Source organism: Thalassococcus profundi (assembly GCF_003344785.1).
GTDB classification, from domain to species: Bacteria; Pseudomonadota; Alphaproteobacteria; order Rhodobacterales; family Rhodobacteraceae; genus Puniceibacterium; species Puniceibacterium profundi.
The window spans coordinates 368,679-384,101 of the sequence record NZ_QPMK01000002.1 but is presented as its reverse complement, the minus strand read 5'-3'; the positions used below and the strand labels follow the sequence as shown (position 1 = coordinate 384,101).

Genomic DNA, 15,423 nt, shown 5'->3' with positions numbered 1-15,423 from the left:
GCTCAGTTGCTTTCGGTCTGAGCGGTCGGGGCCGGCGCCTCGGCCTGCGCTACGGCCTTGGCTTCGCTGGCGGCGATCCAGTCGCGGGCGATCTGCTGACCGCGGGACACTTCGTCAACGCTCAGCTCGGCCTCGATGCGGTCGCGCAGGGCAGGGGCATCCGGATGCTGCAGCGCTGCGGCGATGTTGGCATGGGCATAGGCCCGGACCTTGTCCGCCTCGATGCCCTTGCCCGCGTCGAGCGCCAGCGCGGTTTCGTAAAGGCCGACCGGGTTGCCCTCTTCGGCGGTTCTGGCAAAGTAGCCGTAGGCGGTGGCGGCATCGGCCTCTACACCTTCGCCGGTCTTGTAGGCCATGCCCAGCAGGTTGGCGGCGGCGATGTGGCCAAGGTCGGCGGCCTTCGACCACATGTCGCGGGCGCGGGCCGGGTCGGCTTCCATGCCGCGACCATCGAGCAGCACGACGCCGCAGTTGAACAGACCGTTCTCTTCGTCCTGGGCGGCGGCCTGGCAGACAAGTTCCGCGCCCTTCTCGAAGTCGCGAATCACCGACTGTCCGTCGAGGTACATGAGACCCAGCCGATTCTGCGCCAGCGCGCTGTCGGCCTCGGCCGCCACGCGGAACAGATCCGCGGCGCGCGGGAGGTCCGGATCGGTGCCGAGACCCAGCTCGTACATCCTCCCCAGGTAGAACGCGCCATCGGCGTCACCGGCTTTGAAAGATTGCTGGAATTCCCGCGCGGCGGTTTCCAGGTCGCCTTGTTCGAGCGCCGCGAGACCCTCCTCGACAGCGGCATGTGCTGAAAAAGTAAGCAGATAAAACGCCGCCGTTGCCAGCAGCAGGGAAGTCCGGGACATGGCAGAATCCTTTCGACACAGCGCCCAATCGAGCGCCGCGTATAGACCTGTTTCAATACCACGCAACGGTTTTGTATGGGTGCCTCAAAACCCTGTGAAACGGCGATAAAAATGCATCTTGCCGGAATATCGTCGCGGGCGTATCGACGTTCATCCTAATCCTGTGGGCTGGAGTGGCGTGATGCGGGGTTTCAAGTTGATTCTGAAGAATCGGCCCCGAATCACCGAATCATTTGCACAAAAATCAGGCAAGATTGCGCTCTGCATCATCCTCGCGCTCGAGCCGGCGTTCCTGACCGCGGCCTCTGCGCAAGAGGTGGTGATCGACCCCAGCGGAAATGTCGGCTTCGCGCCGACGATGCAAAGGACAACTCGCCCCCAGGTTGTGGATGTGGCGCGCCCGAACAGCGGCGGCGTATCGGTCAACCAGTACACCCGATTCGACGTCACCTCTTCGGGTGTCGTGCTGAACAACAGCACCGGCAGCCGCAGCACGCAGGTCGCGGGCACCATCGCGGGCAACGCCAACTTGGCCGGCACGCCGGCGACGACGATCCTGAACGAAGTGCGCTCGACCTCGGGCTCGTCGCTCAACGGGCGCATCGAGGTTGCGGGCACCACGGCACATGTCATTGTCGCCAACCCGAACGGCATGTCGTGCAACGGCTGTTCGTTCATCAACGCGGGCGCCGTGACGCTGTCGACCGGGCAGCCGGTGGTCGATGGCGGCTCGGTTCGGCTGGACGTGACAAGGGGTGCCGTGACCATCGGGCGGAACGGCCTGAACGGCGCGGCCACGGGCGTCGGACAGGTGAACCTGATCGGCCGGACGGTGGTGATCGACGGCAAGGTGACTTCGGCCGGCACGCTCAACGTGCAGTCGGGCGGGCTGAGCTGGGACGCGACCAATGCCGCGCGCATCGGCACGCTGGCGCCCGCCGGGGCCGCGGGCACGAGCTATGGCGTCGATGCGACCGCATTCGGCGCGATGGAGGCGGGCCGGATCACCGTTGTCGGCAACGAAACCGGTCTGGGCGTGCGCAGCCGGGGCGCGCTGACCGCCGGGGCGCAGGGCCTGTCCGTGCAGGCGCCGGGCGACGTGTCGGTGCGGTCTGCGTCGTCGCAGGGCGCGGTGTCTCTGCGGTCGGATTCCGGAACGGTGACGGTCGAGCGCGACGTATCCTCTTCGAGCGCGGCTGTGACCCTGACCGGCCGCAACGGCGTTACGACCGACGCGACTTCGGGTCTGTTCGGCGCGACCGGGATCACCATCGGATCGTCACATGGCGGGCTGAGCTTCGGCGGTGACATCCAGTCGGGCGCCGGGGTGACGGTCACCGCGACGCGCGGCACGCTGAGCTTCGGCGGGTCGGTCGCGGCGGCGGGCGCCGTCACGGCCACGGCGGCAGGGGCGGCATCGGTGAGCGGCGCGACCATCGTTGCGGACCGATTCAGCGTGACCGGCAGCGGCGCGGAGACCGGGATCGAAGACAGCGCGATCTTCACCCGCAACAACGTCACCGTGGACACCCAGGGCTTCTACCTTGGCAGTGACGTCGTGGTTGCCGGCCTGACCGAAGCGGACACGTCGACCCTTGTGGTGACGGCGGCGGGGGCATTCCGCAACGGCGCGGACCTGCGCAACTACACCAGCGCCAGCGTCACCTATGGCGGCGCGCTGATCAACGATCTGACCGGCATCATCGAAGCCGCGTCACTGGTCCTGCCGAACGGGCGCGCGGTCGAGAACCGCGGTGTGCTGAGCGGCGTGAACGCGATCACCGGGTCGCTGGCGAGCTTCCTCAACACCGAGACGGGCGCGGTGCTGTCCAAGGCGGTGACGCTGACCACCACCGGCGATTTCGTCAACCGCGGGGTCATAGCCGTCGAGGGCGACCTGCGTGTCACCGCCGGTACGAAGATCGAGAACGCCGGCGCCGTGCAGGCGCTGCGGGCGTACCTCACCGCGCCGACGATCCTGTCGCTGGGCACCGGCGACATGCGGCTGACGTCGCTGTTGCAAGTCACGGCCAGCAGCGCGTTCACCAACAATGGCCTGATCGGCACGACCGGCAGTTTCATTGCCAACACGCCCACCTTCACCAACGCCGGGTCGATCACCGGCGAAGTGGCGCTGACCGCCACCGGCGACCGCATCACCAACGACGGCACGCTGGTGTCGGCGCGCAACATCGCGCTGAACGGCGCGGTATCGGTGATCAACCGCGGCAGCATCGGCAGCTATCTCACCGCGTCGCTGACCTCTGCGGGCTATGTCGAGAACCGCGGCGAGCTGATGGCGGACACCACGCTGACCGTGAACGGCGGCGCCTTCGATAACATCGGCGCCGCCGCGCAGGTGCGGGCGCTGACGGGCGCCATCAACAGCGCGTCGGTGCTGAACTCGGGCCGCATCCTGCTGACCTCGAACTTCACCCGCAGCGGCAACATCAACGCCTTCCGCAATGACGGCCTGTTCGCCACGGCGGGTAGTATCAGCATCACCGGGCGCGACGCGGCGTCGAGCATCACCATGGGCACCGATGGCGTTCTGGTGGCCGGACTGCAGGCCAACGACCCGACGCAGGCGCTGATCGCCGGCCGCGCGGTGACGCTGAACGCCGCGAACCTGAGCTTTTCCGGCCAGATCGCCGCAGGTGGCAACATCGCCATCACCGGCGGCGATGCGCTGACGCTGAACGGCAAGATCCAGACTGCGACGGGCGGGCTCACGCTGACCTCTGCCGACCTGCGGCTGGCCTCGGCCTCGGACATCTACGCGGGCGGCAACAGTGTCTTCAACGCGGCCACCCGGCTGCGCAACGAGGGCAAGCTGGTGATCGGCGGACGGCTCGACCTGTTGTCGACCGCCGGGTCGCTGACCAACAGCGGCGGCATGGTGATCGGGTCGACCTACCGGTTCGACATCGCGGGGGCCTTCAGCAACACAGGCACCTTCGCCAGCGAAGGCGGAACCACGATCAACGCCGGCAGCATCTCGTCCACGGGCGCGCTGCAGTCGCGCAGCGCCATGGTCCTGAATTCCGCCGCCGGCCTGACCCTTGGCGGGTCGATCGTGGCCAAAAACACCGTCGCGCTGAATGCCGCCGGTACGGTGCAGACGCTGGCGGGCAGCCAGCTGTCGGCGACGCGGCTCAACGTCACCGGCACCTCGTTCATCTCGCGCGGCAACATCGCGCTGACCGGCACGTCGCGCAATGACTGGCTGGTGAGCGACCTGGTGCAGACCTTCGGCCTGACCCATGCGGCGGGCGCGCTCAAGATCGATGCCAACCGGCTCACCACGCAGGCGGGCAGCCTGCTGTCGAGCAACGGCAGCATCACCGCGACGATGATCCCCAGCGCCAGCACCGGCGTGATCGGGTCGATCAGTCATTCCGGCGTGATGACCGGCTCCGCGATCACGCTGAGCGGCACGACCGTCAGCGGCGGCACCGCGTCGCAGATCACAGCCACGGGTGCGTTGAACGCGACCGCCACGGCGGCAGTGAACCTTTTCGGTGAAACCTCGGCGGCGACCATGGCGTTGAACGGCGCCAGCGTGGAGCTGCGCGGGCGCGTCTTTGCCGATCTCATGACCCTGACCGCCAGCGGCGCCATCACGACCCGCGACGGCGTCTATGCCCGCGACCGGCTGACCGCCACGGCGGGGGGCAGCTTCATCAACCTCGGCTACCTTGAGGCGGTGAACAAGCTGGCGGTGACCGCCAACGCCTTCGACAACCGCGCGGGGGCCGAAGCGCGCTCCAACGACATCGCCGTGACCACCGACGCCTGGGCCAGCAACGCCGGCAAGATGTTCGGCGCGCGCGACATTTCCTTCAACGCCGGCACCAACGTGACCAACGTGGCGGGCGGCAGCATCGACGCGGGATCGCTGGGCGTGACGGCGGCGGGCAACTTCACCAACTCGGGCACGATCGACGTCTTCGGCTTCTTCGGCAACGTCACCGGCAGCAGCACCAACAACAGCGTGTTGCGGGCCACGACCTACCTCGGCCTCACCGGCGGCGCCTTCACCAACGCCGCGGCTGCGACGCTCTGGTCCGACAATCACATCTACATCCGGTCCACCGGTGCGGTGCGCAACTTTGCCACCACGGTCGTGCACGCCAAGGCGCTGGATATCCGCGCCGCGTCGTTCGAAAACACCGGCCAGCTGCGTGCCCGCGAGGTCATCAACATCGCCGACATCACCGGCACCGTGACCAACTCCGGTGTGCTCTACGCGCCGGTGATCGCGGTGGTCGCGGGCGGGTCGCTGTCGAACAGCGGCACCATCGGCCAGACCTCTAACACCAGCTTGCCGCGGGCGACGCTGGTGAACCTGGCCTCGGGCAGCTGGATCGACAACGACGGCGCCGTGCGCAGCGCCGAGCTGCGCTTGCAGGGCACCGGCCACGTCACCATCGGCGCCACCGGCGTTGTGCAGGCCACGAACCTTGCCGCGCTGACCTCGGCCAATGCCGGTGTGACCAACCTCGGCACTCTGTCGGCGAAGGACATCCAGATCGTCGCGGCCAACGGGGTCGACAACCAGGGCAGCGCCGTTGCCACCGCCGGGCTGAACATCGAGGCGGGCCGACTGCTCAACCGGTCGCTGAACGGATCGGCGGGCAGGCTGCAAGGCGTGCGCGTCGCCATCGAGGCGCTGACCGACGGCATTTCCAACACCGGCACGATCACCGGCACGACCGAGATCGGCCTGCGCGCCCGCGCCGGGGATGTCTACAACAACGGCACGCTGAGCAGTCCCAAGATCGGAATTGTGTCCGACACGGGCAATGTCTGGCTGCCTGCCAACATCACGACCTCGGGCTCGCTGATCGCGCAGGGGCGTGCCGTGGGTGTCGAAGGCAGCATCACCGCCACCAACGCGATCACCCTCGTGTCGACCGCCTATAACGTCACCGCGCACGGCGTCATGGCCACCCGGACGCTGGTGATCGAGGCCGCGCAAGACCTGCGCACCACCGCGGGGCGCCTGCGCGGCTCCGTTGTCACGCAGGTGATCGCGGACGATATCGAGCGCACCGACATTGCCGAGACCAACCGCAAGCTGGGGGCGATCACCGGCGCGGCGGGAGATGTGCACGTGCAGCTGCGCACCGGATCGCTGGGCACCTACACGCCCGACGATACCAGCGGCTACGAGGTGGCGAACTTCGACACCACGGGATCGGTGGCGCTGATTTCCAAGAACGGCTCCGCCTACCTGCGCGGCACGATCAAGGCGGACAAGGACATCCTGATCAGCGCCAAGGGCACCACTGGCCTGCGCAGCGCGACGCTGGATGCGGGCGGTCTGCTGCACCTTTACGGTGGCGGCTACGTCAAGAACTACGGGTCGCTGAATTACACCGCCGGCAACACCGTGCAGATCGAGCAGGGCCAGGGCTGGTTCTACACCGACGACTGGCTCAAGCGGACCGTCGACCACAACCTTGTGGTCTTTGCCAAGCGTATCGTCGTCAACTCCGACCACCGCTTCGTCAACCGCGACGTGGTCTTCCGCGCGAGCGAAAACATCGCACAGCGCGACCGAGTGATTTCGGCCCGTGGCCTGACCTATTCGGCGGGTGGCGATATCCTTGTGGAGTTCGACCCCAACGACTGGCGCGAGGCCAACCCGAATGCCGTCGACAACGGCGACTGGCTGGACATCGCCACCGCCGGGCTGCGCGGCCGCACGCTCCAGGCGCAAACCCGCGGCATGACGATCTATGCCGACGGTGACATCCGCCTGACCTCGGGCAAGATCCACACCGAGGGCGATCTCAACATCACCGCGCAGGGCAACATCCTGAGCGAGCCGATCTACCTTGAGAGCTACGAGGATTCCCGTCCCGCCTACATGGGCTGGAGTTTCGATCCGGACTACAAGGCGGTGCTGCCGGGGCATAGCCAGAGCAAGGTCGTCCTGACCGAGTTCCGCGCCTACGAGAACATGCTGAGCGCCAAGGGATCGGTCGCGATCAACGCCGGCCGGGACATCGACCTGATCGGCAGCCGGGTGACCGCGGTCGACGGCAACCTCTCGATCTATTCCAACGCCGGGACGATCACCATGGCGGCGGCGCCGGGGTTCTGGATGTACAACCACCAGACCACCACGGTCAAACGCAGCTGGTTCGGGCTCAAGAAGACCTACACCACCACCACCTACGACGCCTACAAGGACATTTACAAACGCACCCAGCTCAACGCCGCCAACGGCACCATTTCCGTGGTCAGCCGGGCGCCTCGCGGCACCGGGTTCGAACGGATCATCTCGGCCGGGACCGAGATGTCGGCCAACAATGTGCGGCTGAGCACCCTGCCGGCGTCGGGCAGCACCACGCTGGGCGGCTCCATCACACTGGGCAGCTATGCAGAGCGCAACGACGTCAGCACCAGGACGCGGTCGAAGAGTTCCTTCATCGGCATCACCTACCGCAACCGCACGAATTCCAGCGCGCGCACGGCGCTTCTGAACACCGGCAACGACCTGCTGGCCGATGACATCATCGACATCTCGTCCGGCAACAACCTGACGATTCAGGGCGGCAGCCTTGCCGGGCAGCGGATCAACATCTCGGCGGTCGGCAACCTCAACATCATGGCGCTGATCAATTCGACCCGCGTGTCGAACTATTCCGAGCGTCAGAACCTGGTGACGATCACCACGATCCAGGAAGGCTTCGACCGGCAGACGGCGCAGTTTCCGCAGATCTCCTCTCCGAACCCGATCACCTTCAACATCGGCGGGTCGGTGCATATCAGCGGGCAGGAAGGGGCGTCGCTCAACGCGCAACTGCTGACCGTCATCGGATCGCGCACCTTCGGCACGGCCCTGGCGCCGATCAACACCGCGGCGGCGACCTCGGGCCTTGCGGCACAGGCACAGGTCATCAACACCGACTACACCCGGGCGCTTGCGCTGCCCGGGGCCGCGAACGGCGCGCAATACGCCTATCTCGACACGCTGGTCGACCAGTACGGCGCCACCTACGACACCATCCAGCTGCGCGACCACAGCTGGTACGACAAACAGGTCCGGCTGACGCCCGCCTTCCAGGCGCTGCTGTCGGTCTCCGTGGGGTACATGACCGGCGGCCTGGGGCTGACGGTGTTCCAGCAGGCGGCGCTGAACTCGCTCATCACCGGCGGCATCGAGGGCGCGATCACCGGCCAGCTCGATCCCGGCGTGGTGCTGCGCAACGCGCTGCTGGCCGGCACCTCGGCCTATGTGACCAACGTCATCACCAGCAACTTCCAGATCGGCACGCAGCTGGGCCTGAGCGACGCCAGCCCCTTCGCCAACGACCTGCGCGGCAGTTTCTCGCCGCAGGCCATCGTCAACCGCGCGGGCGACCGGATCGTCGCCGCCGTGGTCGACAACGCGGTCTTCGGACGCCCGGTTTTCGACGGTCTGGACTCTGTGGGCCGCACCTTCCTCGTCACCGAGGCGATGAGCGTCGCGCAGTTCGGCATCGGCGAGCTGGGAATGGGGCAGGAAAGCTTCGAAGGCTCGCTACAACACATCCTGCTGCACGGCGGCCTGGGCTGCGTGGCGATCCAGCTGATGAACGGCACCTGCGCCAGCGGCTTCTTCGCCGGCGCGAGCCAGGCGGTCCTGGCCGGATCGAGCCTGAGCATCGAGGAAAAGCAACGCCTGGCCCCGCTGGCCGGCGCTGCCGCCGGGTTCCTCTTCGCGGACGGGAAGTCCATCGGCGTCAGCTATGGAGCGACCATCGCGCAGACAGGGATCGTCAATAACTACCTGACGCATCTTGATGTCATCGAATTGAAAACGGATCTCGCCCGGTGCCGGCAACAGAACGGTGGCCGTTGCGAGGGTGCCGCGCGCGATGCGATCATCCAGAAATTCCGCGATCGTTCGGCCCAGAATGATTTTCTACTGGTCAATGAATGCACGCGCAGCCTCGAGTGCGTCAACGAGCGGCTCAGCAACGTGGCCACAACGGCCTCCGGTGTCTGGTCCGATGTCGACATGGTGGTGCGTCATCAACTTCTGAATGTGATCGAACCGAGCAGCTACGTGAACGCGCACATCGTTCGTTTGCCGCAAATCCTTGAGATCCAGAACGATTTTGCAGCCGCGAATTGTGGAGGTGTCTGGAACGACACCTGCGCCGCCAGGCTCGAAGCCTCGACGATCGAAACGATGATCCTGGCCGCATCCGTCGCGGCCGGTGCGGGTCTGACGGTTGTGGCGGTCCGGGCGATCGTGACCAGGGGGGCCGCGCTTTGCGTGCGCAGCGCCAGCTGCTGGGCAGGGTTTCTGGGCCGCGAGGTTTCGACCGAGGTTCTGGCCGAGGTCTCGGCCGGCGGATTTACCGCGGTCGGTGGCGTAAATCTGGCCGAGAACGTGGCGACCGCGGTCACCCGTCAATATGCGGGTCTGGGCGCGTTCCGGCCGGTGAACGAATCCATGTCGGCTGCCGCACGCAGCTATCAGGACGCAATTCCCGGCGCGATCAGCGGTCAGACATACTTTGTCGGAAATGTCCGGTTCGACTCTTTCGACCCGTCGATCGGCTTGTTGGAAGCAAAGGCCGACTACAGTTTCATGTTCGAAGCCTCCGGCGCGCTGAAAAGCTGGGCTCAGAGTAGTTATTCGGACATGTTGGACCAGGCGGCACGACAACTGAGCGTGGCTGGAAATACGCCGGTTGTGTGGTATGTGCAGACCCCGGCCCTGCGTGCGCAACTCTCGCAGGACTTCAACCGCCTTGGCCTGAACATCGAGCTTAGACAGTGACTTCTGAACGTACCGAGTTTTTCTTCCGCCCGGACCTGCCCCCTCAGGCCTTTGTCGACAGGTGCTGGCCATTCGTCGCGATCTGTACCGAAACCGTTCTGCCGTCGGGCGTCTATTACGGCTCGGCCAAGTCGAAGAAAGCGGCACTGGCCAAGCCCAAGACGCTGTTGACGCAGGACGATTTCGCGGCCGAGGCGAACGCCTGGGCCAAGCGGTTCGAGACCAAACTGGTGCATACCGAAAACCTCTGGTCGCCCGAGGCCGAGGGGTTTGATCTGCTCTTTCGCCGCACCAAGCCGCCGGCCCGCGTGACGGCATCGGTCATTGTCGAGCGGCACGGTGCGGCGCTGGAGGATGCGCGCTGCGACCTTTTCCTCCGCCGCTGTCTGGATGGGACGGGGATGTACGATCTGGCGGTCCAGCACCAAAGCCGCCCGGACGGAACGATCGGGCTGACCTTCTGGCGCGATGGTGTCGTGACGTCGAAAGAGACCGGCGCATGGGCCGAACTCGATCCGGTCTATGCTGAACATTTGGCGGCGGTCTGAGGACGCGGAAACACGATAGCAGCGACAGGGAAAGAGCCAATGCTGATGGCCGCTCCGGGAACGAAATACCTCTACAAAGACCTGACCGGAATGGTCCACATTCACGCCTACGACGCGCATCTGCGGGTGACATCGACAGTGCAGGCGGTGGTGTCTTCCATGGACCTCGAAAAAGAAGGATTCGACGCTTTCATAGCGCCAGATGCCACCGATGCCGCTTTTGGCGCGCTGATCCGTGAGGGGCTGGACCGGACACGGTTTTTCACGTTCGGAGAGGATCCTTACGTCGGCAAGGGTTCGGGCGGATTCCGCAAGAAGCTGGCCGCCTGGCACAAGGCCGCGGCAAAAGCCGAAGGCAAGAAGACGGCGGACGAGGTGCACAAGACCGCGCGCGCCTGCCGATGCATGCGCACCACCGGTTTCTTCCTGTTCACCAATGCGGCCAAGGGCCGGTTCGTGCAGGACGGCTTTTCGGAAGTGTCGGATGCGACGCCGCGCTACTGGGAAGCGCTCTGCGATCCCTATGCGGACGACGCCACGCTGGGCCACACCGCGCGGGCGGCGCTCGATGCGATGGTTGTCTGATGTGCTGCCTGCGCGGCAAGCGCGTGCGCGCCCGACCGTCGGCGTCAATGCCGGCCCCGGTCCCGCGGGCCGCTTGACGCGATGGCATCGGATCTCATTCGCGAAAGCCGGGGTACGGTCGGGTTTCTCAGCCCGATGGGCGACCACGTCATCGGAACGCGCGCCGACATGAAGGCCTTTTTCGACTGTCTGGCAAAAAGCGGTGCGGATGTGCCGGTGATGCGCGGCCATCTCTACCAGGGGTACGTCGGGCTGGACGAGGTGGATGCGCTGGAACGGGACGTGGCCGTTGGGCGTCGGGTCCTGGGCAGCCAGCGCGCAACCCGGGACGGTCTGCAACAGGCCGGTTTCACCGCCGACTACCTGGCCAAGAACACAGGTTCCACGCTGTCCGATATCTGTGCCAAGCCCCTGGCCGTACTGGACCGCGTGATCGAGGAATTGCGCGCGGAGGCGGAGTATTTTCCAGACAATCCGAATATGGCGATCCGCACTTCGAGCACGGCGATACCCGACAGCATGCTGATCCGCGACCTGCCGCACGACGCCTTTTTCCGGGATGGAGAGCCTTTGTGGCTGCGCAGCGATCTGCCCGGATCCGCTGCCAATCTCACTTGAAACGACCGCGGCAAGGCGTTCACAGGTCGCCATGTCCAACATCTTGCCTGCGCGCCCGTCCCGAACGCATAACCAATGACCCCAATGCCGTCATCATCCTGCGGACAATCGACTGATAATGACCGACGCAATGCCAGGATGCTCGCCGATCACCTCGACGCTCGATTTCGTCGAGGGATCGTTCGAACAGTGTCTCGAAGGATACCTCGGAACGCGCAGGCGTATTCTGGACAACATCGCGCGCGCGGGTGGCGGTCGATCCTCGCCACCCGATGTCAGAAGACTTGGCTCATTGACCCTGTCCGAGAAGATCGCCCTTTTGAAACCGGTGGTCCATCCCGGGTTCACCAAGGTTCTACTGACGGAAACCGCGTCCGGTTGGTGTTGCGCGATGGCGAACGGGATGCACGGGATCGGGTCGGCGGATCATGTCGCCATGACCGCCGAAGCGATGAGGAAACCGTTCCTGCGAGTCGTCCTCAACGCGACCAAGGGGGCCGAGTCGTTCCAGTTCTGTCACACTGATTTTGCCGGAACGACCAAGGCGGAACGCGTCGTCTACGTCCACAACGAAGGTGGATGGCGCTTTTTCGAGCATGGAACGCCGCTGGCCTTCGAGAAACCAGAGGCGTCCCGTGCAAAGCGGAAACGCGATCGCCTGACGGTGGATATGATCGGCGATTATTGCCTCGCGTTGGGGATCGATCTACGGGCCGAAGGGTTCTTTGATGGTGCTTGCGCGATAGTCGACCATCCACCGATGCCCCAGACGCGCCCGGTCAGGGCTTGATCCGGCAGGTGCCGGATCGGAGCTGTCCGGTCCCGGTCAGCCGCCGGCGCGCAGCGGTGCGCCCAGTTCGGCAGCGGACCAGCGGGCAAATTCGGCGAATATCTGCGACGCGGCGGCGTCGAAACCGGCGACGACGTCTGCAAGCTCCGTGCTCGGGGTCTGCACGGTTGCGCTGAATGTGCGCGCGCCGACGATGCTCACATCCGCTTCGCGCACCAGCCGCACGGTCATGCGCAGGACCACCGTGGCGGGGCCGTCCGGGTTGGGCGCTTCGGCCTGGAAATCTGTCACTTCGGTCATCACCGCGATGTCGCCTCCGGCGCCCAGCGGACGGCGGCCGACGTAAGACACGGCATTGGTGTTCTCGAGGCTGCGCAGCATCAGCGTCTGCACCATTTCGGGGGTTTCCTCGCTCCAGCGCACGTCCGGCAGGTACTGCGCCTGCAGCCGGTCGGGACGGATCAGGATACGGTCGGTCTGCAGCGCGCCGCCGGTGGTCGGCACTTCCACCGTGACCTGCAAGGGCCGAGTCCGCGTCGCGGTGGGCAAGCCCGAAGGCGCGCGCAGCTCATAGACGTCGAGCGGCGTGGTCGCATCGCCGAGGGCCGATAACGCCCCGCAGCCCGGCAAGCCGGTCAGCGCGAGGCCAAGTAGGACGGCGAGGGATCGGCGCGTGGGCAGGGGCATGGGCAGCCTCATCTTCTGAATTCCGGGGTCTGCTGGTTCAGGAAGAACCGGGCAGGATCGCGGGAGATCTGGTTGGTCAGGCGGTCGAGGTTGGAAATCAGCGTGCGGGTTTCCTGCGCCAATCGGGAATAGAGCGGCAAACCATCGTTGGCAAAGGTGTTGACCGCGGGGCCGGCATTGGCGACCACCCGTTCCAGCTGCCGGAACAGGCTCTGGGCCGAGGCGCTGGCGGCGCGCAGGTCGGCGCTGACCACCGGAATGTCCTCGGACACCTGTGCCACCACGCCGTCGAGCCGCGCGATGGCGCCGCGCAGGTCGGTGGTGATGGTCGAGATATCCTCGTTGATGACCCGGTCCGCCCCTTCGAAGGCGCGTTCGGCGGCGACCAGCGCGCCCTGACCCACGTCCAGCGCCTCGTTGATGGCGGACAGCGTGGTGTTGGCGCTGGCAAAGGTGCTGGTGGCGGTGTCGAGCGTGGTGCGCGCCGAGGCGGTCAGCCCGTCGATCCGGCCCGAGGCGCGGCTCAGGTCAAGCCCGACCTGTTCGATCACCTGCGCCGCGGTGGACGTGGACTTGCGCACGTCCGACAGGATCGCCGGCAGGTCGTTCTGCGTGGTGCGGGTGATGGCGTCGATGGCGGTGGCGGCACTGTCGACCATGGCGCGGGTTTCATCCACCAGCGCGTAGCCGTCGTTGACCACCAGCGTGTCGAAATTTACCGCGGCCTCGTACATTTCGTCCAGGGTCTGGTCCAGCTGGCCGATGACAGCGCTGGTTTCGTCGAGCACCCGCTGCGCCTCGATCAGGCGCTGGGTGGCGGTGGTGCCGGTCTCGTCGAAGGTGGCGAGCGTGCTGCGCGCATCTTCGGTCAGCGTTGCCACCTGTTGGCGCAGGTCCTCTGCGGTGCGGCGGATCTCTTCGGTGGCGGCGGGCAGATCGTTGGTCAGATACGCCTCCGCGCCGTCGAAGGTGCGTTGCGCCGCAGTCAGGGTCGAGGAGCCGTCAGCCATGAGACCGATGCTCTGCTCCGCCGCCTCGGTGATCGTGTTGAGCGTGACATCGGCGCTTTGCAGAACGGTCGAGACATCTCCGGATAGCGTTTCCAGCGTGGTGTTGAACCGGTCGATCTGATCGGCAAAGCCCGAGACCGAGTCGGTGACGTCGGAAAAGCTCTCCAGTGTGTCCGAGAAATCTTCGGACGCCGCCTCCACGTTTATGAGGATGTTTTCCAGCCGGTTGCGGTTGTCGTCGGTCACCAGGCTGCGCACCGCGGTCACGAGGCGCAGCGCCTCCGCGATCAGTGCCGGCCCGTCCTCGGTCAGCGATTGCAGCGCCGAGCGGCCGGCCTCGATCCGCGGAATCGGATCGTCGGATACTTCGGACAGCAGCGGAAGCGCCGCGGTGCCCGCGTCGATGCCGACATAGGACACGCCGGTCACGCCCTGGGCCTCGATGATCGCCTGGCTGTCCACCCGCACCGGAGTGTCCGCGTCGACCTCGAGCGTGACGATGATCGTGCCGTCGCGATCTGGCGACAGGCGCACATCGGTGACATTGCCCACTGGCAGGCCGGCAAAGCGCACGTCGGACGCATTAGACAGCCCCGCGACCGAGGAAAAGGCGACATTGTAATATGCGAACTGGCGGTCCAGCTCGACCCGCGCGAACCACAGGAAGAATCCCAGGATGCCGAGCGCTCCGGCAAGGGTGAAGGCTCCGATCAGGATGTAGTTGGCGCGGGTTTCCATCAGCGACTACTCTTGCCCGTTGCGGTCCGGCGCAGCGGCCGAAGATTGCGCCGCGCGGGCGCGCGGGCCATGAAAATATTCGTGGACCCAGGGATGGTGGACATTCTGCATTTCCTGCATCGTCCCGGTCACGAGAACTTTTCTCTCGGCCAGGACGGCGATGCGGTCGCAGGTGGCGTGCAGCGTGTCGAGGTCGTGAGTTACCAGGAAGACCGTTAACCCCAGCGACCGGCTAAGTCCATGGATCAGCCGGTCGAATTCCGCCGCCCCGATGGGATCGAGCCCGGCCGTGGGTTCGTCAAGGAACACAATCTCGGGATCGAGCGACAGGGCACGCGCCAGTCCGGCGCGTTTGCGCATACCGCCGGACAGTTCAGAGGGAAACTTGTCGCCCGCGTTGTAGGGCAGACCGACCATCGACACCTTGAGATCCGCGAGCGCCGCGCGGGTGTCCGCATCGAGCGTTTCGATCCGCCGCATCGGCACTTCGACGTTTTCGCGCACGTTGAGCGAAGAGAAGAGCGCGCCGTCCTGGAACATCACGCCCCAGCGCGCCTCGAGCGCCTGGCGTTCGTCCTCTTCGGCGGTACGCACATCGACGCCCAGCACCTCGATGCTGCCGGCGCTGGGCTTTTGAAGCCCGACGATTTCGCGCAAAAGCACCGATTTGCCGGTGCCCGACCCGCCGACGACGCCGAGGATCTCGCCGCGATAGACGTCGAGGTCCAGCCCCTCGTGCACCACATGGCTGCCAAAGCGTGTGTCGATGCCGCGCAGCTTTATGATCGGATCGGTGCGGTCCATC

9 protein-coding genes are annotated in these 15,423 nt (G+C 65.8%); 5 read left to right on the top strand and 4 right to left on the bottom strand.

Going from position 1 to position 15,423, the window contains the following annotated elements:
* Positions 1–2: 2 nt before the first annotated feature.
* Positions 3–857 (bottom strand): tetratricopeptide repeat protein, encoded by an 855-nt coding sequence (locus DU478_RS04080; RefSeq protein ID WP_114509657.1) that lies wholly within the window; start codon positions 855–857, stop codon positions 3–5.
* A 181-nt stretch (positions 858–1,038) separates the two neighbouring features.
* Here DU478_RS04080 and DU478_RS04075 point away from each other — a divergent pair, with 181 nt between their 5' ends.
* From DU478_RS04075 to DU478_RS04055, 5 genes are all read left to right on the top strand, one after another.
* A complete protein-coding gene (locus DU478_RS04075; protein WP_114509656.1) occupies positions 1,039–9,642 on the top strand; it encodes a two-partner secretion domain-containing protein in 8,604 nt (2,867 codons plus the stop codon).
* Positions 9,639–10,190, top strand: a complete 552-nt coding sequence (locus DU478_RS04070) for a hypothetical protein (RefSeq protein ID WP_114509655.1) — start codon at positions 9,639–9,641, stop codon at positions 10,188–10,190. The genes DU478_RS04075 and DU478_RS04070 overlap by 4 nt, the downstream gene beginning before the upstream one ends.
* Positions 10,191–10,229: 39 nt before the next feature.
* Positions 10,230–10,775 (top strand): hypothetical protein, encoded by a 546-nt coding sequence (locus tag DU478_RS04065; RefSeq protein ID WP_114509654.1) that lies wholly within the window; start codon positions 10,230–10,232, stop codon positions 10,773–10,775.
* Positions 10,776–10,910: 135 nt separating this feature from the next.
* A complete protein-coding gene (locus DU478_RS04060; RefSeq protein WP_114509653.1) occupies positions 10,911–11,393 on the top strand; it encodes a hypothetical protein in 483 nt (160 codons plus the stop codon).
* Positions 11,394–11,511: 118 nt separating this feature from the next.
* Complete coding sequence (locus DU478_RS04055; protein WP_147276315.1) at positions 11,512–12,183, top strand: hypothetical protein; 672 nt, start codon at positions 11,512–11,514, stop codon at positions 12,181–12,183.
* A 36-nt stretch (positions 12,184–12,219) separates the two neighbouring features.
* Here the strand turns inward: DU478_RS04055 and DU478_RS04050 are convergent, their stop codons facing one another.
* Genes DU478_RS04050 through DU478_RS04040 form a run of 3 tightly spaced genes read right to left on the bottom strand, consistent with a single transcriptional unit; the run spans position 12,220 to position 15,422 of the window.
* Positions 12,220–12,870: an ABC-type transport auxiliary lipoprotein family protein gene (locus DU478_RS04050; protein WP_233501100.1), complete on the bottom strand. Its 651-nt coding sequence runs from the start codon at positions 12,868–12,870 to the stop codon at positions 12,220–12,222.
* Between the two features lie 8 nt (positions 12,871–12,878).
* Positions 12,879–14,618, bottom strand: a complete 1,740-nt coding sequence (locus DU478_RS04045) for an MlaD family protein (RefSeq protein ID WP_114509650.1) — start codon at positions 14,616–14,618, stop codon at positions 12,879–12,881.
* 6 nt (positions 14,619–14,624) lie between these two features.
* Positions 14,625–15,422, bottom strand: a complete 798-nt coding sequence (locus DU478_RS04040) for an ABC transporter ATP-binding protein (RefSeq protein WP_114509649.1) — start codon at positions 15,420–15,422, stop codon at positions 14,625–14,627.
* Position 15,423 lies beyond the last annotated feature (1 nt).